Annotated in this window: 18 protein-coding genes; 4 read left to right on the top strand and 14 right to left on the bottom strand. The window is 47.8% G+C overall.

Features of this window, described 5'->3' with window-relative positions:
* Window positions 1–81: 81 nt before the first annotated feature.
* The 4 genes from AC3FZD_RS01470 to AC3FZD_RS01485 all read right to left on the bottom strand — a co-directional run bounded on the left by AC3FZD_RS01470 (window position 82) and on the right by AC3FZD_RS01485 (window position 7,594).
* The gene (locus tag AC3FZD_RS01470; protein WP_488738426.1) at window positions 82–4,494 is read right to left on the bottom strand and encodes a CHAT domain-containing protein; all 4,413 of its coding nucleotides are present in this window, start codon (window positions 4,492–4,494) and stop codon (window positions 82–84) included.
* Between the two features lie 179 nt (window positions 4,495–4,673).
* Entirely contained in the window at window positions 4,674–5,579 is a 906-nt protein-coding gene (locus AC3FZD_RS01475; protein WP_488738427.1) for a 2OG-Fe(II) oxygenase, read from the bottom strand.
* A gap of 52 nt (window positions 5,580–5,631) precedes the next feature.
* On the bottom strand, window positions 5,632–6,123 hold the full coding sequence (locus AC3FZD_RS01480; RefSeq protein WP_488738428.1) for a Cif family virulence factor: 492 nt from the start codon (window positions 6,121–6,123) through the stop codon (window positions 5,632–5,634).
* A gap of 79 nt (window positions 6,124–6,202) precedes the next feature.
* Window positions 6,203–7,594 (bottom strand): hypothetical protein, encoded by a 1,392-nt coding sequence (locus AC3FZD_RS01485; RefSeq protein ID WP_488738429.1) that lies wholly within the window; start codon window positions 7,592–7,594, stop codon window positions 6,203–6,205.
* Between the two features lie 83 nt (window positions 7,595–7,677).
* On the opposite strand from AC3FZD_RS01485, the gene AC3FZD_RS01490 reads away from it, so the two are divergent.
* On the top strand, window positions 7,678–9,117 hold the full coding sequence (locus AC3FZD_RS01490) for a diguanylate cyclase domain-containing protein (protein WP_488738430.1): 1,440 nt from the start codon (window positions 7,678–7,680) through the stop codon (window positions 9,115–9,117).
* Here AC3FZD_RS01490 and AC3FZD_RS01495 read toward each other — a convergent pair.
* Both AC3FZD_RS01495 and AC3FZD_RS01500 read right to left on the bottom strand, forming a co-directional pair.
* Entirely contained in the window at window positions 9,073–10,308 is a 1,236-nt protein-coding gene (locus AC3FZD_RS01495) for an MFS transporter (protein WP_488738431.1), read from the bottom strand. The two genes, AC3FZD_RS01490 and AC3FZD_RS01495, sit on opposite strands and share 45 nt — an antisense overlap.
* A gap of 129 nt (window positions 10,309–10,437) precedes the next feature.
* On the bottom strand, window positions 10,438–10,638 hold the full coding sequence (locus tag AC3FZD_RS01500) for a hypothetical protein (protein ID WP_488738432.1): 201 nt from the start codon (window positions 10,636–10,638) through the stop codon (window positions 10,438–10,440).
* A 305-nt stretch (window positions 10,639–10,943) separates the two neighbouring features.
* On the opposite strand from AC3FZD_RS01500, the gene AC3FZD_RS01505 reads away from it, so the two are divergent.
* Both AC3FZD_RS01505 and ligA read left to right on the top strand, forming a co-directional pair.
* Window positions 10,944–12,548, top strand: coding sequence for a hypothetical protein (locus tag AC3FZD_RS01505; RefSeq protein WP_488738433.1), 1,605 nt, complete (start codon window positions 10,944–10,946; stop codon window positions 12,546–12,548).
* A gap of 97 nt (window positions 12,549–12,645) precedes the next feature.
* The gene (ligA, locus tag AC3FZD_RS01510; RefSeq protein ID WP_488738434.1) at window positions 12,646–14,676 is read left to right on the top strand and encodes an NAD-dependent DNA ligase LigA; all 2,031 of its coding nucleotides are present in this window, start codon (window positions 12,646–12,648) and stop codon (window positions 14,674–14,676) included.
* A gap of 115 nt (window positions 14,677–14,791) precedes the next feature.
* On the opposite strand, the gene AC3FZD_RS01515 is transcribed toward ligA, so the two are convergent.
* Together AC3FZD_RS01515 and AC3FZD_RS01520 are read right to left on the bottom strand one after the other, a co-directional pair.
* Window positions 14,792–15,175 (bottom strand): DUF1815 family protein, encoded by a 384-nt coding sequence (locus AC3FZD_RS01515; protein WP_488738435.1) that lies wholly within the window; start codon window positions 15,173–15,175, stop codon window positions 14,792–14,794.
* A 153-nt stretch (window positions 15,176–15,328) separates the two neighbouring features.
* Entirely contained in the window at window positions 15,329–15,541 is a 213-nt protein-coding gene (locus AC3FZD_RS01520; RefSeq protein ID WP_488738436.1) for a DUF2839 domain-containing protein, read from the bottom strand.
* A 178-nt stretch (window positions 15,542–15,719) separates the two neighbouring features.
* Here AC3FZD_RS01520 and AC3FZD_RS01525 point away from each other — a divergent pair, with 178 nt between their 5' ends.
* Entirely contained in the window at window positions 15,720–15,977 is a 258-nt protein-coding gene (locus tag AC3FZD_RS01525) for a LapA family protein (protein ID WP_488738437.1), read from the top strand.
* Window positions 15,978–15,983: 6 nt separating this feature from the next.
* Here the strand turns inward: AC3FZD_RS01525 and AC3FZD_RS01530 are convergent, their stop codons facing one another.
* The 6 genes from AC3FZD_RS01530 to fabF all read right to left on the bottom strand — a co-directional run bounded on the left by AC3FZD_RS01530 (window position 15,984) and on the right by fabF (window position 22,876).
* Complete coding sequence (locus AC3FZD_RS01530) at window positions 15,984–16,919, bottom strand: transposase (protein ID WP_488738438.1); 936 nt, start codon at window positions 16,917–16,919, stop codon at window positions 15,984–15,986.
* 126 nt (window positions 16,920–17,045) lie between these two features.
* Complete coding sequence (locus tag AC3FZD_RS01535; RefSeq protein ID WP_488738439.1) at window positions 17,046–17,984, bottom strand: SPOR domain-containing protein; 939 nt, start codon at window positions 17,982–17,984, stop codon at window positions 17,046–17,048.
* A gap of 129 nt (window positions 17,985–18,113) precedes the next feature.
* Window positions 18,114–18,785 carry an Npun_F0813 family protein gene (locus AC3FZD_RS01540; RefSeq protein WP_488738440.1) on the bottom strand — a complete coding sequence of 224 codons (672 nt, stop codon included), beginning with the start codon at window positions 18,783–18,785 and terminating at the stop codon, window positions 18,114–18,116.
* 381 nt (window positions 18,786–19,166) lie between these two features.
* Window positions 19,167–19,349 carry a hypothetical protein gene (locus AC3FZD_RS01545; protein ID WP_488738441.1) on the bottom strand — a complete coding sequence of 61 codons (183 nt, stop codon included), beginning with the start codon at window positions 19,347–19,349 and terminating at the stop codon, window positions 19,167–19,169.
* Window positions 19,350–19,473: 124 nt separating this feature from the next.
* Window positions 19,474–21,474: a transketolase gene (gene tkt / locus AC3FZD_RS01550; RefSeq protein WP_488738442.1), complete on the bottom strand. Its 2,001-nt coding sequence runs from the start codon at window positions 21,472–21,474 to the stop codon at window positions 19,474–19,476.
* A 142-nt stretch (window positions 21,475–21,616) separates the two neighbouring features.
* The gene (fabF, locus tag AC3FZD_RS01555) at window positions 21,617–22,876 is read right to left on the bottom strand and encodes a beta-ketoacyl-ACP synthase II (protein ID WP_488738443.1); all 1,260 of its coding nucleotides are present in this window, start codon (window positions 22,874–22,876) and stop codon (window positions 21,617–21,619) included.
* Window positions 22,877–22,971: the final 95 nt, after the last annotated feature.

Raw genomic sequence — 22,971 nt, forward strand, 5'->3', positions numbered from 1 at the left:
CAGTTAGATAAAAGTAATACGCTAATTGGTTATTGTATAATGAGTAGGGCAGTTAGCGATCGCCCTACCCACCACCTCCGCTTACCACGGTGAGCCAATCATCGTAAACCCCGACCAATAATAAGGATGAGCTAAAGACCGCTCAGGTACATTCGCCAATACGGCAGGAAGAACAACATTTCCACCCCGACTTGCCCGTAATTGTCCTCCTTCAATTCGCACTTCTCCCCTAAGCATGGCAAGCTGCGCTTCCCGCAAAGCATCGGATTTGAGTTGGGCATTTCTTAAGTAATCATAGAACTGAGTCATGAGGGCTAATGTGCCTTCATCGGAGACATACCACAAACTCGCTAAAGCCGTTTTTACACCGGCTTGTACGGCTAATCCAGCAAATCCCAACTCGGCGGAGGGATCGCCGACTGCGGTACGACAGGCACTCAAAACTAACAGTTCCACTTGGGGATTATCCCATCCTAATGTTCTTAATTTATCCAGAGTCAGTTGCTCATTCCAGAGTTGAATATAGGAATTTTTGGGCGATCCAGGATTGAATTCAGCATGGGTGGCTAAATGAACGATCGCCGAGGGAGAAAACTGCCGTTGCGACATCAAGTTATTGAGGGTAAAGTCATGATTCAAGAACGATTTTCCTATCCATAAATTCTTAGTAATAGTATCAATCTCTACAGGAACCGCAGGTAAAGGCGCTTGTTCGCTAAACTCAGAGGCTCCAAAGGCTAAGACTTGGGCATTGCTTAAGGACTGATATCGGGTATCGGTGAGCAGCACGGAAGGAATTAAGCCCACATTGTATTTTTCAATTAGGAATTGCTTTCCATCATGTAAAGCAGCCACAGGAACCGATCTTAAGCCCGCATCCATGCTGAAGACTAAAACATCAGCTCCCACCTCTTCTAATTGCTCTTCTATGGGAGCAATAAACCATTGATAGAGTTGTTGGCTATAGGGCAAATAACTGGTGGTAGTTTGTTTACGGGGATTCGTCAATTCGCTTCTAAAGTTTTCGATCGTTTCCAGGACTTCAGAGCGTTGAACATTGGGAACACTTTTATAAATCGATTGACCTCTGGGAGTGACCAAAATTAAATCCAATTGATTCGGGCGAGCTAATACATAGGTGATGACTGTGGTTTTACCCGTCAGTCTTTCAATTTCGGCTAAACGCTCTTGGAATTTTTCTACAGATTGCACATTATCATCGACTTCATATTCTTCCCCGGTATAGAGCGATAATTCATCACTGAATAAGCCATCAATAGATAAGGTGGCTTCATTTAAATTCCCAGCATCCAGTTGATTATCAATACTGTTGCGGGCAATTTCTAACCTTTGCGATTGTGCTATTCTATCCGGATTATTGGGGCCAGGTTCCCCCGCTTCTGGTGCGTCTTGACCGGGGTCACCCGGTTGTCTGGGGCCGGGTTGCTCTTCTGAGGGTTCGGCCCCTTGAGGTGGCCTCTCTGGTGCGGGAGGACGATCGCCCTCTGGCCCCACTGAGCCATCGGGACTCGGTGGGCGTAATTCGCCCCCTGGACTTTCTCCCCCGAAGTCTCCCAACTCGCCCCCTGGACTTTCTGGACTCAGTGGGCGCAACTCGCCCCCTGGACTTTCTGGGCTAAAATCTGCCAACGGCTGATTAAAGGAAGTCGGATTCTCTAAACCTTCTCTAGTCGGATTAAACTGCTCAAAATCTCCCGTTGGGAGCGGTTGAGTCCCTCCATTAGTAGGAGGCTGAGTCCCTCCATCGGCTGGAGGCTGAGTTCCTCCATCGGCTGGAGGCTGAGTTCCTCCATCGGCTGGAGGCTGAATCCCTCCATCTTGAGGAGGTTGAGTCCCCCCATCTTGAGGAGGTTGAGTCCCCCCATTAGTAGGAGGCTCAGTCCCCCCATCTTGAGGAGGTTGAGTCCCCCCATCTTGAGGAGGTTGAGTCCCCCCATCTTGAGGAGGCTCAGTCCCCCCATCTTGAGGAGGCTCAGTCCCCCCATTAGTAGGAGGTTGAGTCCCTCCATTGGTAGGAGGCTCAGTCCCACTCGGTGGAGCTGTAGGATCGCCTGGAGGGGGTTCGGTTGGGATTGGGGTTGGTGTTGGTGTTGGGGTTGGGGTTGGGGTTGGGGTTGGCGTTGGCGTTGGGGTTGGCGTTGCAGTCGTGAGAATTTGAATTCGATCGCTATCCTGCGTATAGCTTTGTAAATACTCGTTGGTAATACCGATCGTTGATTCTGTATCTGTGCCTCTGGTAATTACCCCTGCTGTACCATTGCTGGTGGCATTGCCAACAACAAAAGGGATTGTACCGTTGCCACCATGGGTAATGGTAATGGTTCCGCCACCCGTATCTCCAACGGTGGAAATACTGGCCGTTTCACCATTGCTTGCAGTGAAGGTTCCCCTAATACGGACAAAACCCTCAGTCGTGAGGTTAACATTTCCGCCGAAGGTTCTCCCTTCAGTATTAATCCAGGTGACTTCTATATCATTAAGAGCATCTAGCGAAGCATTACCACCTAAACTAGAGCTACTGCTAGTGTTGAGAGTTTCTGTGGTGATGCTGCCGAATATAGAGCGTAGCTGAACGTCTCCCCCATCACTGGTGAGATTAGAAGTGTTAATACTTGGTAGGGCGATCGCGTTATCAACACTGATATTAACGTCTCCTCCATTGGTAGCCATGTCTCCAGTGGCACTTATGCTATCAGCGCTTACCCTAATGTCTCCCCCACTGGTGATGATCCCTCTCGCGGTCATTTGATCGGCAATCGCCACCACATCTCCTCCGCCAGTATTGAGCAAAGCATTAGCAATGATATTAGGAGTATCTTCGGGGGTTGCGCCACCAAGTAAAATAGCCCCACCACTCGTATTAATGCTCTGATTGATGGTAATCTCAGAGTTGCCTGATGCAGTGCTAGTGCTATCTTGCAGTGAAACCAAGCCTCCTCCTGTACTCAGGGAAGCATTGATATTGATAGTGGGAGCATTGAGGGTAAAATTGCCCTTATTAGTCGTGATCGTGGCATCAACATTAATCTGAAATCCCGCTTGAGCAGAGAGTCCCACGGAATCGAGGGTGATATTCACAGGAGCGCTAAACGTAATCCTGTCTCTTGCTTGGAGGATAACGTTGCTTCTTGCATCATTAATGGCACTGACGTTAAGGCGAGTAATGCTTTCTAAGGTATTGAGGTTGGGATCGCTCAATTCGTCTACGTCCCCCAGGTTGCTGGTGTCTCCCCCTCCAGAAACGACTTCTATATTGGTGGGATCGAGGAGTAGGGTTCCGGTATTGCCTTGGGGAGCGGTGGTGTTTACCGTTCCTTGGTAGTCTAGGAACTGTAAACCAGAAATTTCCACAAATCCACCGTTTCCAGAGTTTTGCCCCCCTCTAGCGCTAATTTGACCTAAAAATTGGGTGGTGTCATTGCTCCAGATGACGATGTTTCCCCCATCTCCATTCAGGAGGGCATCGGTATTGATGATGCTGTTTTCATTCACTAGGGTAAACTCACTGTTGGGAAGGGGGCCCTTTCCTTGGAAGGAACCGCCGATGTTGAGGGTTCCGCCCCCTTGGGTTCCGGAGGCGTTGATCTGAGCATCGATGATGCCGATGCGATCGCCTAAAATCGCGATCTTGCCGCCGGTTATACTAGAAGTATCGAGGGTTCCAGAGGCGATCGCCACTCCCGATCTCTCCGGCAAAGAAATTCCCGATCCCGTTAACACCACCTGTCCCTGAGAATTAACGGTTAGATGTTCAGCATGATTGAGTCCACTACCCATCAACAGTTGAGGAAGCGTTACCGGAGTAATGCTTTGAGGATTCTCATTTTCCGAGTTCACAGGCAGATCTAAACTCAGTAAATGGCCTTCTTGAGAAATCCGAACTAAATTTTCCCCCGGAACCGCAGCAATGGTAATCGTTCCCCCTGGTGCAGATAGGGTTCCTAAATTAAGGGTATTGCCAGCAATTAAACCCAGGGTTTGTTGTTCATTAACTTGTAAATTTCCCAGATTAACAATACTTCCAGGATTAGCTCCGTCAAACTTAAATTCTGTGGGGACTCCGGTTAAGGTACTCCAATCATTAGAACCCACCACATTAAACCATCCATCCAGTCCCAATCCAATTCCAGTGGCTGTAGTCGCATAAAAGTCTGCTGGCACATTTAAGCTGGCATTGGGCCCAAAGAGAATGCCCGCAGGATTAATTAAATAGAGATTAGCGCTACTATTGCTCAGTTGAATTAATCCGTTAACAAAGGAAGCATCGCCCCCAACCACACGACCCAAAATATTTTGGATATGCGGTTGAGCCATAAAGTTAGCAATTTGACCCTGAGTTAGTCCAAATTGTTGGAAACTATGGAAGAGATTTTGCCCTGACTGGGTTCCACCTTGAATATTAAACTGTTGATGATTGCCTGGAGTAACAAGAGTTCCTACCCCATCCTGAGCCGGAATAATTGATTGAGCCAATCCTGGTGAGGGAAATATGATAGAGAACGGCACAAGGGTATTGATGAGCAGAAAATAGACCCATCTTGATTGACCGTCATCTATCCTTAAATTGCATCTTTTTTTTAGGGTTTCTATTGCCAGAATCATAGGTTTTAAGGAAAAATAATTATTTTTTCAATAACCGAAACGGAGGGAGATTACGATCGCCTCACCCAACCGTTAATGGTAAATCGACTATCGGTAAATTTCTTTGAGGGACAACGCACCGGTAGCACTTCATGTAAATATCGACTCAGGAAAAAGACGATACTATTGTGTCGGGGTTCAACCGTTTGATAGGTATCGGCTTTGGCATAATAGCCATTTTTGATTGTACTGTCGTAAAGAAGCAGTTCTCCCCCACTAAAGTTTTTAGGTTGATTATGGAAATAGTAAACATAGGTTAGCTCTCTGGTGGCGGTGTCGGGAGAGCCATTATCATTATGAAGCTTAAAATAATGACCGTCATTATGGGCGGTTAATTGGGCTTCCACATCCTGGGGTTCAAATAGGGGACGATCCAGTTGGGGTAAAATTTCTGGCATCATCCCTTTTACCCGTTCAGTAATCATCTCGGAGAATTCTGGAAAGTGATAGAGAACGGTGGAATAGCGATAGTCTACTTCTCCTGTGGATGTGGTGGTGCTAGTGAAGTCTTTTTGACGTTTTTTCACGTATTTGAGCAGGCGATCGCATTCTTCGTCACTGAGGAAGTGATCTAAATGGACGAAGCGGGAGGTGATGGTGTTGGATACGGGAGCTGGAGGTTGGGGTGCAGGGCTGGCCATTTGCTGTGCTTTTTGCTGCACATATAAGGGCGGCTCCGTGAGTACCCCGATCAGTTGGTGGCTGGGAAAACAGAGTGCCTGGCGATCGTCATTTAAGGGAATTTGAAATAATTGGGAGCCAGAGCTTCCATTATTTCCCGTCTGAGAAGCTAAGACTTTCATCACGGCTACCAGAATGGGAGAATTGGACGGCAGAGAAAGGGTATACTGATGGCCTCCAGCTAAGAGGAGGGTAACTTTAACGGTTTGGATTGTTGCTGATGTTTGGTTACTCATGGGATGAACAGGTCATGGTTAGGTGTACATTTGCCTCGATCTAGGACATGGCTTAATTCAGAAATTCTACCGTTTGAATCTCAGATGTCCAAAATTTCCATTCACCTTTATATTTTTTTAAGGTATGGATTGCGACTATAGAGTTATCTCTAAATAGACCTTCACCAGCTACTTTGGTAGTAGTTTGACTGGCACGGATTTTAGCCGTATCGTCATCCATCTCAAGAATTTCCCAATCGTTAATTTCATATTTTAAATCAAAAAGTTCAATGGAATAGACTACGGTTTTTTCTGTGATTTCAAATTGGGGAGAATCCGGGTGCATGGTGTTCATATATCTCTCGACATTTTCGGCATTGAGAGCGTTTAAGTTTTCGTCGAGCAAGGCTTGGATTTCTGCTCGATCTTCAGCCTCTTTCGTGTGAGATGAATCAAGCCGATGCAAGGGATTTAAGGAGATGAATTGAGTTCCAGACGGGACGATTGGCAAGGACTCAAGGGAGAAAAGAGTAATAATCGAGACTAAAGCGATTTGAGAAAACATAAATAGTTCAGTTAGAAAACTAAAGGTTACTTGATTCTAATTCTTTTCCCATCTCCCCATCTCCCCATCCCCCCATCTCCTAACTTCTGGGCGGAATGCGATACCACCCATACCAGTGATGAACGGCTAACCAAGTGACAGATAGCAGGGCGGCTAAACTTAAGGTTAACCCACTGTAGGGAACGAGTAAGCCTAAAACGGGTAAAATGGCTCCGGAAATGGTGGCAATGAGTGCAGCAGAAGATTCCCGACGGTTATCTCCTAATCCCCAGGCTAGGGGCAGTAATATGCAGGAGAGGAGTATCCAGGATAGTTCTGGGTGGATGATGCGACTGGCGTAGGTGAGGGCGAAAATGCAGGCAAAAAAGACACCACAGGCGATCGCCACATCACGCAGTTGCATCGGTAAGGATAAATACAGTAAACCTAGCCACCATAGGAGTAAGCCCGGACTGAGCAACAGTAGACGGGGCAAGACTCCGGTTCTGCCTACGGGATTAGTGGTGGTAAATACACCGAAGGGATTGCGGACAGAAACGTTATCTTCAAATACCCAGATAAAGCGCTTTCCTTGTCCTTCTTCTAGGGTTTGAGTGGGAACAATGCCACTGGCAAAATCGGCTTTAGGGAAGTTGGCGATCGCCGTTAACTGAAAATTAGATAACAATTGCCCATTAGCATTATAGACCCATCGCGGAGACCCTTGTACTTGATAGGTGACCCGAAATTGGGCAGTTTCTTTAGACTCTAAGCTCAAGGGAAAACCGTAATCTCCAGGATTAATGGGTTCTAACCGTTGTCCATCCCGCTCGACGCGAAAATTTTGGAGGATGGTATACCCATAGGGAGGTTGAATTTCAAAGAAAAAATCCTCTTTCTCTCCGAGGAGATTACTGACTTGATACTGAGCATCAAAGGAAACCTGATACACGGGTAAATTGGTTTGCACATCCATCACCTGATTGAGCAATACATCAATCTGAGAAGCTTCTAAACTCAAGTAGCGGTTTACCTCTTGGACTTGTTCCACCTCAACATACTTACCATCTACATATTGATTAACGCGATAGGTTTCGGGGATGGTGTAGCGCACTTGGGGAGCAGCTTGTTCGAGTCGTTCTCCAGTTAGCATTTGGGCAGATTCAACTACTTTGGCTTGTTCCCAATGATGATAACGGTTTGCTAAGGTGGTACAAAAGAAAAAGCCAATGGCGATCGCGATCAAAAGGATCGCCCCATGTTGTAAAATATCCAACAGTACATCGTAGCGCTGTAACCATTTATGCGTCCAAGCCGAAGGGTTTCGATCACTTCGCAGCGCAAAACCCAAAGCGGCTAACACTAAGCCAAATCCTGCTACCACCAGCATCAAAACCAGAAAAGTATTAAAAATGTAACTGCCAAACTGCATTAATTCGTCGGCATGGGTAAGATCGGGTAAATTGGGAATGCCTTCAGGAAGTCTAAACATAAAGTCTTGTTTTAGAGTTGAGAGGGTAAAGGGTGTTTCTCATGCTGGACATGAGACGAGAAAAATCAAGTTTCGATCATCTAATGTCCACTATCGACTATTCACTGGCTATGGATCGCCATCAGAATCATCCGAATCCAATTGATATCTTGGTGGTTGATGACACTTCAACCAATTTAAGTGTACTCACCCAACTGTTATCTAAAGAAGGCTATAAAGTGCGAGTTGCTCGTAATGGTGAGTTTGCCTTACGTTCAGCTCTTTCTTCTCCTCCAAGTCTGATTTTACTCGATATTATGATGCCAGAAATGAATGGCTATCAAGTGTGTGAGCGTCTGAAACTCAACCCGAAAACCCAGGAGATCCCGATTATTTTCCTGAGTGCCTGCGATGAAATCCTGGATAAGGTAACAGCTTTTGGGGTGGGAGGAGTGGATTATATTACTAAGCCGTTTGAAGGTGTAGAAGTCTTAGTGAGAATTGAAAATCAGCTCCGGCTGAGATCTCTGCAACAGCAACTACAAAGGCAAAATGAGCATTTATATGCAGAAATTGAAAAGCGCAAGGCGATCGAAGCTTCTTTAGCTCAATCTCGCTCCCTATTATCGGGGATTTTAAATAGCTCCCTAGATGCCATTGTCGCCCTAGAAGCGATTCGAGATGAACAAGCAAAAATTATCGATTTTCGCTGCCTATTGCTCAACCCTATGGCGTATCAACTCTTGGGTAAGGCTAAATTAGAGGGTAAATCCTTACTGAAAGCGCTGCCGGGTTTACAACTTGATGGGTTATTGGATGAGTTTATCTTGGTGGTTGAAACCTCACAAGCGATACAAAAGGAAATCTATTATGCCCATGATGGTATTGAAGGCTGGTTTGAGATTTTGTTGGTGAAGCTTGGAGATGGGTTAACAGTGACGTTGCGAGAAATTACTAAGCGTAAACAGATTGAACTAGCCCTAGAAAAAGCAAATTTAGAATTAACGAATCAAGCGAATTTGGATGGTTTGACTCAAATTGCTAATCGCCGCTATTTCGATCAGTATTTGGCTGAACAATGGCAGGGTTTGAAAGAGGGACAACAGCCTTTGGCGCTAATTTTGGCGGATGTGGATTATTTTAAGCTCTATAACGATAATTATGGCCACCAAGCGGGCGATCGCTGTTTAATTCAGGTGGCTAGGACTCTTTCTCGTCATTTACCGACAGCCGAAAGTTTGGCTGCTCGCTATGGGGGAGAAGAGTTTGGGGTGATTCTTCCCCATACGAGTTTAGAACAGGCGGCACAAGTGGGGGAAACCCTGCGCCAAGCAATCCATAAACTCAGGCTCGATCATGCTTATTCTCAGGTGAGTTCTTGGGTAACTCTCAGTTTGGGGATTAGTGCCCTGATTCCTGGGGAGAGTCAATCCCCAGAGATGCTGATTGCTCAAGCCGATCGCGCTTTATACCAAGCTAAAGGTAAGGGACGCGATCGCCTAGAGTGCATAAATATCTCGTCCTCGTCCCAAGGCATAGCGTAGGGAATGGTGTAAGTCTTTGCTCGATTGGGTTAAGAATACCAGTAAACCGAGGATGAGGATAACGGTGATACAGATAAATACAGTTTGATAGGAAAAGTCTTGGGCAATCATACCCGCTATGGGCCCGGCGAGGGCGATACCGAGATCGAAGCCTCCGAGACACAAACCAAATAAGCGTCCTCGTTCGTGGGGATAGGTGCGATCGGCGATAATGGCGGAAGTGGTGGGGATTAAGAGGCCAAAACCGGCTCCTTCTAAGAATCCAGAGAGTAAAAACATCCAAGGGGTATGGGCAAAGGTAAGGATGAACATGGCGATTGCGTAGAGAGAGATACTGAAGGTAATAAAGATCCCTCGACCGATGCGATCGCTTAATGGCCCGGATACTAAACGAATACCAAAACTGGCGATCGCGGCAGCAGTAAAAAACCATCCGGCGTTAAAGCTCACTCCTGTGGACAAAATTAAGAGGGCAATAAAAGAACTCATTCCTCCAAAAGCTAAACCTGCATGGAGCAGTACCAGGCTTAAAACCCGAATTCGGGGACTCAGGAGCAAACGCCATAATCCCGGTTCGATCGCCACTGAGGAAGTGGTCATTTTTGGATCTTGGCTTCGGCGCTCTTCTTGGACTTGAGTCATAATCAAAAAGGCGAGGAATCCGAAGCTACTGGTTAAAATAAACAGATACTCATCTCCAAGGGCGTGCTGTACAAATCCGCCTAAAGCAGGGCCAAAGGCTACACCAACCGGATTAATTAAGCTCATGTAACCAATGACTTCACCCCGATTTTGAGGGGGAGTGATATCGGCCACTAGGGCAATATATCCGGTGGTAAAGGCGGCCAGACTAATGCCATGGAAGCTCCGCAGGATGATCAAGAAGGGAAAGGAGGTAATGAAGAGATAACCGAGGGGAGCAAGGCCGCAAACGACTGTACCGATGAGGATTACTCTTTTGCGACTATGGAGATCGGCGATCGTCCCAACCCAGGGCCGAACGAATAAAAGTCCGATGGCAAACGCTCCCATGACAAAGCCTAGTTGTTGATCGGAGATGCCTAGCGATCGCAGATAGAGCGGTAAGGTGGGTAACAAAGAGCCAATGCTTGACCAAAACAGTAAACCGGCTGCAAACATCAACAGCAGGCTTTTTCGTTCACTGCCACTCAGCGTGAGAAAAACCTTCATAGACCTCCCTAGGATCGACTTTATTCAGTATAGTCATGGATACCGAGTCCTGGGGAAGACAAAAAAAACAGGGCAATCATGCCCTGGGAGTGAAGATGGAGTTGGAAACGATGGAAATCACGGAATCTTTTAGACCGCTTGGCGAGAAGCCAGCTTTTCTAAATCAGCTTGAGTCTGCTGAAGAAGCTGTTCCCGACTATCGGCAGCGTGTTTGTAGTTGGGGAGGAGATTGCGAGCTTGTAGGGCCATATGAAGTTGGAGGTGGGCCACGTACTCACTAAAGTCTTCACGATGTAACGAGTCTTGGGTTAAGTTCCGTTGTGAATTCAAGGTGTTCTCCTTCCGTTACGCTTTTGGGGTTTACCAACATGATAGAGACTACCATGGCTTTATTTTTAGGGTGAACCTTTCGCAATGAAGCTTAACGATCGCCCGATATTTTGGTTACAAAACGCAAAGTTTTCTTTCAGATAGGCATCAAGACATCAGGGTTTCTGGAGATCTCCCCTGATTGTACCCGATCTCCCTACCCAGCGTCAGACCAAGGGGTTTTCGGCCTGTTCCCTTATAACTTTTTCTTAACCACCATGTAGTAATATAAGTCTGAAGTTGTTTTCAGATTCCACTTCATGAGTATGCTAAAAATCACTGAAACCTCCAATCAACTGGTCTGGTATTCTCAATCTCCCTTCAGCATTGCATTGCTTTCTTTTAAAGTTGCTCTTATCGTTCCTTTAGCCATAGCAGTCGGATTTTACTCTCGCCTTGGTGTAGAAAGCCTGAATTGTCAACGCCACGATGCAGATGGCATCAATTGTGTCCAGAAAAAAACTGCATGGATGGGGTTGAAATCTCTACCTGAACATTCATTTACTTCTATCTCTCATGCCGAATACATGCAACGAGAAGAACCCACAAATGATGAAGATAGTCCATGTTCTACGATTACCTATCATGAATTCTATTTAATGGGTAAGGCTAACTGGCGCGAACAAGTCTTTAAGCCTCTTGTACCTATACGAATGGGTTGTAGCGTGGGAAATTCAGGCTGGATTCAGGAGCAAGTCCAGAATTTTAACACCTCTGAAGCAGAACGTTTCACGATTAAACAGGATACTCGCTTGGCTCCTTCGCAGGATACTCGCTTGGCTCTTTTGAGTATACTTGTTTTAGGATTTTGCTTAAGTTCTGTAATTTTCATAACTGATCTGTCTGACATAAAGCACCCAAGAAAATTTGAATTCGATCGCACCACACGCATGTTCCGTTTGATTGAGTATACTTGGTGGGTTTCGCCAAAAACGGTCATGTCTTCTGGTTTTGCAGACCTTCGGGTTGGCTTGCAGTCAGAAGAAGATGATGGTTCAATCTTGTATTCAATTACCCTGATGTCTAAAACAGGAAAACCTGTATTTCTTGATTATTCTTCCGATCGCCAATCCATGCAGGAAGAAGCTAATAAAATTGCTCGATTTATAGGCAAGAAGGTGGAGGAAATCGCGCCAGGGAATGGAGCGACTGCTACCGTAACTGAAAAAGCTCAAGAATTGCTGGAGTATCACGAGCAACTCTACTCCCAGACCCATAAATTTGTGCGGGTTAATGCCCAAGATTTGTCCCATCTCGATTTGAAGTTTTACGAGCAAGCCCAAAAAGAATTAGAAGGTTTGGGGTTTGAGAAACTGGCAGATATTGAAGATAAGACGATCTCGGAAGCTGACCCAAACCAACCGCGTATTATGATTCGGATGATGCTCAGTCGCGATCGCCGCACGGTAGCTGGAATTTACGCCATACCTTTACCGGGATTGGTCAAGGTACTTCAGGCGATCGGTTTATTTCCTAAAGGCGGTAAAACTGTAGAGTTAGAATCTGAATTTGAAGGCGGAACATTTCTCACCACCTCTAATACTCAAGGTTTAGACAATAGCGCACCAGTTCCCGGAATAGAGCGCCAGCAACTTCCAGGAACGGCTGCCATTTCTGAAGTCGTCAAACAGCACCGTCTTCGCGTCAAAGCCATCAACGCTGAGACTCCCGCATTAATGATACTCAACTTTGAGCAGGCGATCGCCATGCAAGATTGCCTACAAACTCTTAAAAATAAGCACAAACAGGCTCAAGGCTACCTCACTCGCGATGACATTCAACGCCATACTAAGAAAGGTCAAGAAGAGGCCGCAGAAGCCCTTGGCGATGCTCTTGATCGGCTTAAAACCCCACCCTCACCAGAACAGTAAACCCTAGGGTTTAAACGGACAGGATCGCCCGTTACCCCTCTGCGGCGCAAGCACTGTAAAATGTTGATTACCCGATCGCTCAATGGAGTAAGGTGTTGTGGCTTCTGTGGAAATTGTGCAACAAGTAACTCGGCTGCGGGAACAGTTGCAAACAGCCAGTTATGCCTATTATGTTCTCGATAATCCGATTATGGAGGATAGCGTTTATGACCGCCTCTATCGCCAACTCCAAGACCTGGAAACTCAATATCCCCATCTGATTGTACCCGATAGTCCCACCCAGCGCGTGGGCGACCAACCGGCACAGCAGTTTACCTCCGTCGAGCATCATGTTCCCCTCTACAGTCTGGAAAATGCCTTTAACTTCGCCGAGTTGCGCCAATGGCAAGACCGATGGATGCGTCATGCGGGTTCTATTCCCTCCGAAAACTCGCCCGAATACATCTGCGAACTGAAAATTGATGGCTCCGCTTTAGCCCTAACTTACCAAAAAGGCGTACTCGTGCGCGGGGCAACCCGTGGCAATGGCACGATTGGAGAGGAGATTACCCCCAATGTGAAAACCATTCGCTCTATTCCCCTGCGCTTAACTGGGGAAGCGATACCAGAGCGCGTCGAAGTGCGGGGAGAGGCGTTTCTGAGTCTAGAAGTGTTTGCCCGTCTGAACCAGGAACGCACGGAAGCGGGCGAACCTCCCTTTGCCAACCCCCGCAATGCAGCAGCCGGAACTCTACGCCAACTCGACCCCCGAATTGTGGCTTCTAGGCGCTTAGATTTCTTCGCCTATACCCTGCATTTGCCGGAAACTTCAAATTTGCCCCAAAGCCAGTGGGAAGCCTTGGAATGGCTCTCTGGCTGGGGATTTAAGGTGAATCCCAACCGCACCCTCTGCCCGTCTTTAGCCCAGGTAGAGCAATATTATACGCGCTGGGAAACGGAGCGCCACCAACTCCCCTATCTTACGGATGGGGTGGTGGTGAAACTGAATGATTTGATGTTGCAAACTTACTGTGGCTTTACGCAAAAATTCCCCCGATGGGCGATCGCCCTCAAATATCCGGCTGAAGAGTTGCCCACGGTGGTTAAATCGGTAACGGTACAAGTGGGCAGGACGGGAGCGCTAACCCCCGTAGCTGAACTCGAACCGATCCAACTGGCAGGAACAACGGTCAAACGTGCTACTTTGCACAATGGAGATCGGATCGCCGAATTAGACCTCTGCATTGGCGATACGGCGATCGTTCGCAAGGCGGGGGAAATTATACCGGAAGTGGTGCGAGTTTTACCGGAATTGCGCCCCCCCGGAGCCAGCCGCTACGAGATGCCTACTGTTTGCCCTGAGTGTAATTCCCCGGTTGTGAAACGGGCAACAGAAGCGGTTCCTCGATGTATTAATAGTGCTTGTCCCGGCGTTCTGCGCGGCACTCTCATCCATGCCTGCGGTCGGGATGCCCTAGATATCGATGGCTTGGGGGAAAAACTGGCAGGGCAGATGGTAGAGCAGCAGTTAGTGCGATCGCTCCCAGACTTGTATGAATTGACCATTGATGATTTAATGAAGTTAGATCGTATGGGTGAGAAGTCTGCCCAAAAACTGGTGCAGGCGATCGCCGCCTCGAAAACTCGCCCTTGGCATTGTATCCTGTATGCGATCGGCATTCGCCATGTAGGAGTCGTCAATGCCAAACTCTTATGCCAAGCTTTTCCCTCCGTCGAACAACTCACCCAAGCCACAAAGAGCGATTTAGAAAGCGTACATGGCATTGGTTCAGAAATGAGCGCCGCGATTTTTGAATGGTTTCAACTGCCGGAAAATCAAACCCTCATCCAACGACTGCAAGCATTAGGCTTATCCCTATCCGCGTCTCCTGTCCCTTCTGCATCCCCAGATGTTCTGATGGGCAAAACCTTCGTGCTTACCGGTACACTGCCCAGTTTAACGCGATCGCAAGCCCAAACTCGTATTGAAGGGGCAGGCGGAAAAGTCACCCATTCCGTTAGCTCTAAAACCGATTATGTCGTCGTCGGTGATAACCCCGGCTCCAAGTTAACCAAAGCACAGAAACTCAACATCACCCAATTAACAGAAACCCAGCTTCTAGAGTTACTCAACTCTAACCAAGGATAAAGCCTCCCGGTGGTTCCATCGGGTTTGATGTCCATTATGCTTACTTAACTACACCAAAAGCAACCTGGCGGGACATCCACCAGCACTCTCAGTTATTCAACCCATCCCTTTCTAATTACACTCTGGGCAGAATCTTCACTCCAGAAGGTGTCGGCTTTTGGGGCAGCGAACCACCTAATCGCGGTTCTTCCGGGAGTTTGTTTTGTTTAGCTAAATTGGCTAATTCTTGCAGTTGAGAAATCGCCTCTGCACCTTCTAGCTTCATCAACTCTCGGTCATCGCGCATTTCTGTCCAGGTAATCCCATAATCAGAAACCAAAAACCGAATCAGATGGCTATCTCCTAAGCTCACCATAAAGGATGCGCTATTCATCTGGTCGCCACAGGTATAGCAGGAAGCTAAATATCCTTGGCGCTCCAGGACAATGGCCAACGCCTGAAGGCTCATGACCAAATCTCGAACAAATTGTCTATGCTGGTGTGCTAATCGGATAAACACCTTTATTTTCCTCCACTCACCACACTATTCTAGACGGTTTTATAATTTCTTAAGAATCCTATCGGATTTTTCAGCACGGAATCCGCTCAACCCTAAGAGCTTCTTCTGGAGTCAACTGTATCCTGAGATACACTCAGGGGGTTACTCTGAGAATTAGTTCACTTGCCACCAGCCAAAACCGGGGCCAACAAACCGAACGATTACCCATACTGCGATCATTAACCCAATGCCAATCCAAGCCCCCATGGTTGTCCACTGCACAAACCGATCAGCTTGTGATTGAGTAATTGGCAGCCAAGGCAAAATGGTCTTTTCCTGGCCATACTGTTCTCCGAGAGCCGCTTTACGGCGTTTGGCTTCACCCATAAGTAATTCGTGTAACCCATTAACTAAATAAAACTAGATCCTGATAATAGCCTGTCCTTAGAGATTCAGGCTACTGTGTTGACAAAACAATAGAAAACGATACGTTTTGCGATATTTCCCCTCGATCGACAGGATATAATCCCTTCAGATGCTTCTTTTCCTCAATTTTTCCTAGTTTATGATAGCCCGTCATCTGAGTCTAACCCTACTTCTGAGCCTTTGGATTAGCGCGATCGCCATTCTCTCCGTCCAGAATGCCACCCCGATTTCCCTCAAATTCCTGCTCTTTGAGTCCGTTAAGATCCCCGTAGGCATCCTCTTGGCCTTTAGTGCTTCCCTCGGACTCCTCGCTGGTTTTCTGATTCTTCCTTGGGGAAGAGGCGATCGCCCCCCCTTCTCCCAAACCGAAGATCTAGACGACTCACAGTGGGATTAAGTGGGATTAATTATCATCCAAAGAGTAGACCTGGCCATCAAACAACAATCGTGTAATTCCCTTCGCGTATAAATAGGGACTCGTTTTCGGCAACATCCGGCTATCCGGAACCTTAATCACCCTCTGGCTACGGCGAGAAAACCGACGGGCCACCCGATGGTTATCAAACACCGGTAAAGTCCGCTCACCCACCTCTGAAGAGGGAATTTGTCCCAACTGTGCAAACTCTTTCAAGGGACGAGTAATCAACTCTGCTGCGCGATCGATCACCAAATAACAAATTCTGGGTAAGGCCGCTTCTGAGAGGGGAAGAACCTCCACCTTAGCTCGAACCCGTCCAGGTATAGCTAATCGATCGCTCTCATAATCCTCATCTTCATCCTCATCCTCATCCTCATCCTCATCGAGATCTTCCTCATCGAGATCTTCTCCCAGCAATTCTCGTAAGGTACTCGCTTGGGCATAATACTCATCCTCATCCTCATCCCCCTGATCCCCATCGGGATCGGAAGTAAGAAGACTCAACCCTGGTATCGAAGGATGGATTACCCCCTTAGCGCTTGGGCTGCCTAAAGTCGAACGCAAGCGCACTTTTTTCGGTTGGCGATCCACCGATAAACCCTCTGGTTCATCCCCTTCAGCTTTTGCCTGCAAAACCGAACTAGGAGGCTCAATCCGTTGCACTTGGAGGGTAAACTCTTTAGGGAGATCGGATTCCTGCTCATTCGAGGCCATCGGCATTTTCCCCTTACCCGCAGCGGCCCGTTTTTGCTGCACCAAATTCTCATATTCTACAGAGGGCAAACGGGCCTTGAGTAAACGACTAATCGTAGAATTACTAACACTGTAGCGAGTGGCCAAGGTTGAAGTCGTCTCTGCTGTCTCACGATAGGTTTTGATGATATCGACTTTTTCTGATTCCGTTAGTTTTCTTGGAGACATAAGACTACTTTACCGCAGACAAGAATAAGGGAAACCTTGAGTAATTCATTTGCCAGAGGACAAACGATCCTTTGTCCACCATAGCGAATCTGAGACCCCAAAGGAAAGGTCTCGATCGATCGAACCCTAACTCGATCCTCGCCGACGACTGCGGCGAGAGGAACGGGTAGAGAGGTCATATTCTAAAGCTGCACCAATGCCAAATAGAATCGGACTAAAGATCCAGAAAATTTCCAAAAGTCCACCACTTTCGTAGTTTGGGGAGCGCGATGCATACTTAAACCACATATCAGCAATATACAGAGATAGGGCTGCTGCTGCAATCATCCGCCAAGACTGGGAAGTTCTCCCACCCCAAAAGGCCAGTAATACGGTACTGGCTGCAATCAAAAGCAACACATCCAAAATCGTGTAGAGCAAAGCCACAAAGGAATCTAGCGGTTGTAGGCTCTCTTCGACTTGCACGACCCATTTGGGGGTGTTTAATGCTGGCGCTTCTGCTGTTTTTGTCGCCGGAGCTGCTGCTACCGCTTGAGTCTGTGGTTCAGAGGCTGATAATTCTGGCTCCACTGTCGTGGGTTGAGATAACCAAACTGCTAACAAGGTTGAAGCCAGGAAAATACCCGCCACAATCATCCACTGTTTGGGTTCTAGATTCAGTCTCCGGGTGGTTACTGCCAAAAACATGCCCACTGACAGACAAAAATAGGCAATCAGATAGAAGAAGTCCCCTGGGGATACTGCCGGGTCTTGATTCAACACCAACTCCCACAGGCCAAAGAGGATATCGCCCAGGAAATAAAAGAACATGCCTAGACCGATACCGAGCCAAACACTCCGACCGCTGACAATTTGAGGGCTTTGCCAGTTTCTAAAACACAGGAAGGCTGCCGCTAGGTTGCTGACAAATCCCAAAATGTAGGTTAGGGGAGCATACCAATCAGGGGGGTTAGCGCTAAAGAGGAGAAAGAACAGCAGAGAGAGGATTCCCCAAGTAATTCCAGCTAAGATAATGGATTGGGTGTTTAGAATGGATTTTGATGATTTTTGGGCAGAACTACTCATAGAAATTCCCTGAACAATGACAGGTGTTTTAGCCGCTGGAGGTAAACCACAAGGTTACCAGGTTTGAGGGGTTATTGACATCATCTTAGGTTACATTGAGGTCATTAATCCCTAGGGAGCGTTAGTTTTTTAGGTTTGCCAGACTTTGGCTAATCCCGATTTTTGCAGCCATTTTATAAAGGACTGGCGATCGTTATTGGATAAATCCCCTAAAACTTCCATCGCTCCTACCGTAAAACGGGTGTTACCAAAGTATTCTTTCCCTAAGCGATGTACTTCTCGCAAAAAGTTACTCAGATCGACTTCTTTCCAAGCACTGGTCGGGAAACCCTCTTCTAAGGGGTCAATAGTCATCATTTGTACAATAGTTTCCTCTGAGTCCGCATGGGGTAAATTCCATTGTCGAAAGACTGAACTCAGGCTTTTTTCAAAGGACTTAGCTTGTTTGGGACCCAAAAGGTCTTCAATATCGATCGCCACGGCTTGGGCCATCAAAAAACACCCTTGGGTGAACAGGAAAGGTAGAGCCTGATCGGTGCTTGAACCTTCCCCACTCAATTGATCCAGGCGAATTTTACCCCAAACACTGTGACGTTCGGGTTCTTGGAGCAATACAGAGACTTTCCCTTTATTATCAATCAAATCCCGCCACAGGGCTTTCGCTTCTTCTGCTTGATGGGATTCAAATACTTTGAGCAGGCGATAGGTTTGTCCCTGATAGGTAAGGATGGGGATGGGTTGTTCTGCGCTGGGGTGCTGAACTTTGGAAAGTTCAACATCCTGCCGTTTGAGAATAAACATGGGCGCTGCTGGTTGACTCCTATCAGAGGAAGAGGATGGGCGAGGGCCGTTGAGCGAGACGGTCTGAGATAGATTCCCTCCTGGGGCAGATTTTAGCTGATTCCGGAGCTAGACCCAAGCCTTGACTGCCGGTTGAGCGATCGCACAGAGATTTAAGTACGAATTATAATCTGCATGGATAATTCGCTCTAACTCTAGAATACCGGCTTATTCTTCATTAGCACAAAATTTTGCCCCTAATGTCTGAGAACGAAAACAGGACAGTGGCCTGAATCTGGTTTGGGCGCTCAACCAAGGTTAATGCTGGTCAAGGGCAGGATTAGCCTTGGTTGAAAAGTCAATGGGAACAATGACACCGGACTGGCGGGGAATCGGGGGATTTTAAGGAAAGCTTCGCCAGGCAAAAATGGCCAACATGGCCAGGGTGGGCAACAGAATTAAAACCATGGCATTTATGGATGTCGCTGCCAGGGGCAGCCAACTTAATCCATACTTAATTGCCAAAGAGATTAGGAGGGAAGCCGATAGGACTTTGAGGAGCAGTCCCCAGGTTTCTTTTTGCATTATTTTTATCCTGATTTCTGCTCAACAGGAGGAGTGAGAGATCGGACAATCAGGAAGAAGAAAGCTGATCCTTCCTTCTTCCCGATCTTAAGGTTAGACTGGGTTGAACTTATTGTTCGCTCTATTATAGAGCTTTAGCACGAGCGACCACATTCTCAACAGTAAAGCCAAATTCTTTCATGGCCGTACCACCGGGACAGGAAACGCCAAAGCGGTCAATGCTGACCATATCGCCTTCTGAACCGAGATAGCGATCCCAACCGAAGCGAGTTCCTGCTTCAACGGCTAACCGTTTGGTCACGGCTTTGGGTAATACGGATTCGCGGTAGGCTGCATCTTGCTCATCAAAGAGTTTCCAGCAAGGCAGAGAAACCACGCGCACTTTTTTACCTTCCGCACTCAGGGTTTCTGCTGCTTTTACGCATAAAGAAACTTCGCTTCCTGTACCGATCAGGATCAGGTCAGGAGTGCCTTCGCAGTCGGACAGCACGTATCCACCCTTGCTCACTTTGTCAATACCGCTACCTTTGAGATTGGGGAGATTCTGGCGAGTGAGGGCTAATAGGGTGGGGCGATCGCGGTTTTCGATCGCTACTTTGTAGGCTCCAGAGACTTCATTCCCATCTGCTGGACGCATCACCAACAGGTTAGGAATGGCTCGCAGAGAGGCAATGGTTTCTACCGGTTGGTGGGTGGGCCCATCTTCTCCGAGGGCAATGGAGTCATGGGTCATCACCCAAATCACTCCAGCTTGGGAAAGGGCCGAGATCCGAATGGCAGCCCGCATGTAGTCGGTAAACACCAGGAAGGTTGCGCCATAAGGAATGAGTCCCGTTTTATGTAAGGCGATCGCATTACAGATGGCTCCCATGCCATGTTCCCGTACCCCAAACCGCAGGTTACGGTTGTGGTATTGCCCTTTTTGGAAGTCTCCAGAGACTTTCATCAGGGTTAAGTTGGAGGGCGCAAGGTCAGCCGAACCGCCAATTAATTCGGGCAGGACGGGAGCTAGGGCATTGAGGACGATATAGCTGTGTTTACGGGTTGCCATGGCTCCATCGTCTGGGGTGTAACTGGGCAGAGCATCAGCCCAGCCTTCCGGTAGGGTTCCGGAGGTCATGCGCTCAAATTCGGCTGCTTCTTGGGGATATTTGGTTTTGTAGGTAGCCCAGATTTGATTCCATTCGGCTTCAGCACTGGCTCCTTTATCAATGGCCTGACGGAAGCGAGCGAGAGGCTCAGGGGGGATCTCGAAGGGAGGATAAGACCAACCCAGATGGTCGCGGGTGGCTTGGACTTCATCGGCTCCTAGGGCTGCCCCATGGACATCATGGCTGTCGGCTTTGTTGGGGGAACCGTAACCGATGGTGGTTGTGACTTTGATCAGGGAGGGTTTATCGGTGACCTCTTTGGCTGCTTGAATCGCGGCGGCGATCGCCTCTAGATCCGTATTGCCCTCGGTCACATGCTGCACATGCCAACCATAGGCTTCATATCGTTTGCCCACATCTTCTGTAAAGGAGATATCCGTATGGCCATCAATGGAGATGTGGTTATCATCATAGAGAGCAATCAGTTTACCCAGCCCTAAGTGTCCAGCCAAGGAACAGGCTTCACCGGAGACCCCTTCCATGTTACAGCCATCCCCTAGGATCACGTAAGTGTAATGGTCAATCAGTGTAGCATCGGGTTTGTTGAATTTTGCCGCTAAGTGGGCTTCCGCCATGGCCAAGCCTACCCCATTCGCAATCCCTTGTCCCAGGGGGCCAGTAGTCACTTCTACGCCTTCAGTTTCAAAGTTTTCCGGGTGTCCGGGAGTAATCGACCCCCATTGACGGAATTGTTGTAAGCTCTCTAGGGTCACTTGGTCGTAGCCGGTCAAGTATAGTAGGGCATACTGAAGCATACAGCCATGGCCAGCCGAGAGGACAAAGCGATCGCGGTTGATCCAGTTGGGATTTTTGGGATTAAACCGCATGAATTGATCCCACAGCACAAACGCCATGGGAGCAGCTCCCATCGGTAAGCCAGGGTGACCCGATTGGGCTTTCTCCACAGCATCAATAGCGAGAAAGCGGATCGAGTTAATACAGAGTTGTTCAATGGATTGGGTTGCAACGGCCATAGTTTTTTGCTGATTATACTGTTGTACAGAGGCTGGACTTGGAGAAGCCCTCCAAGTTCAAGGGCTGGGAATTAGCCCGGTTCTACACCCATGTTCCCATTAGGGGGATCGATGGGCAATCGATTTAGGTTATATGCAAGGTTTAGGAACGATATTTACGGAAGACCAAGGTGGCATTATGACCCCCAAAGCCAAAGGAATTGGATAGGGCCACTTCTACGGGTATTTTCCGGGATTGGTTGGCTACATAGTCGAGGTCACAGCCATTCTCTAGGTCGGGGTTTTCCAAGTTAATAGTTGGCGGGACTTCATCTTCGGCGATGGCTTTTACCGTCGCTACCGCTTCTATGCCCCCGGAGCCACCCAATAAGTGTCCTGTCATGGATTTAGTTGAACTCATGGCCACCTGATAAGCACTGTCCCCTAATGCCGTTTTCACCGCTTGGGTTTCCGTTTGGTCATTAGCTGGGGTGCTGGTTCCATGGGCATTGATATAACTGACTCGATCGGGGGTAATTCCAGCATCTTTTAAGGCTAAAGAGATTGCCCTAGCTGCCCCTTCTCCTCCCGGAACTGGAGCTGTCATATGATAGGCATCACAGGTCATCCCATAACCGACGATTTCAGCATAAATTCTGGCTTGACGCTGGAGGGCATGTTCGAGTTCTTCGAGTAAGAGAATTCCGGAACCTTCCCCCATGACAAACCCATCTCGGTCTCGATCGAACGGACGAGAGGCGCGACTTGGCTCATCGTTGCGAGTGGATAAGGCTCTCGCACTGGAAAATCCAGCTAGTGATAAGGGAGTGACTGCTGCTTCTGAGCCTCCACAGAGCATAGCTTGGGCATACCCGCCTTGGATCAGGCGAAAGGCATCTCCAATGGCATTGGAACCTGCTGCACAGGCGGTTACCGTGCAAGAATTCGGCCCTTTTGCTCCTGTATGAATACTGGTCAGCCCAGCGGCCATATTGGCAATCATCATCGGAATCATGAAGGGACTACACTTTTTTGCCCCTTTGGTCAAGTAGACTTCATGTTGATCTTCTAAGACCTTCAGTCCCCCAATCCCTGTGCCGATCATGACTCCCACTTGATGGGCATTCAAATCATTAATCTCAAAGCCAGCATCTTTCAGGGTTTGTTGGCTGGCACAGACGGCAAATTGAGCAAATCGATCCATCCGTTTGGCATCTTTGCGATCCAGATACTTGTGAGGATCAAACTCCTTCACCTCTCCAGCGATCTGACAGGCATGGTTAGAGGCATCAAAATGACTGATTGGGCCAATCCCACTTTTGCCCTGTAACAGGGCTTCCCAATAGTCTTTTAAAGTGTTTCCTATGGGGGTAATTGCTCCGAGTCCGGTCACAACCACCCGTTTTGCTTCCAAATTTGTCATGGGTTTTTCTTAAAACTTGCGTCATTCGTCATTTGCCATTCGTCACTTGCCATCTGGACAAAGGACAAAGGACGAAAGACTTTCGTTAGCGATCG

It is taken from the genome of Roseofilum sp. KMC-1 (assembly GCF_057802075.1).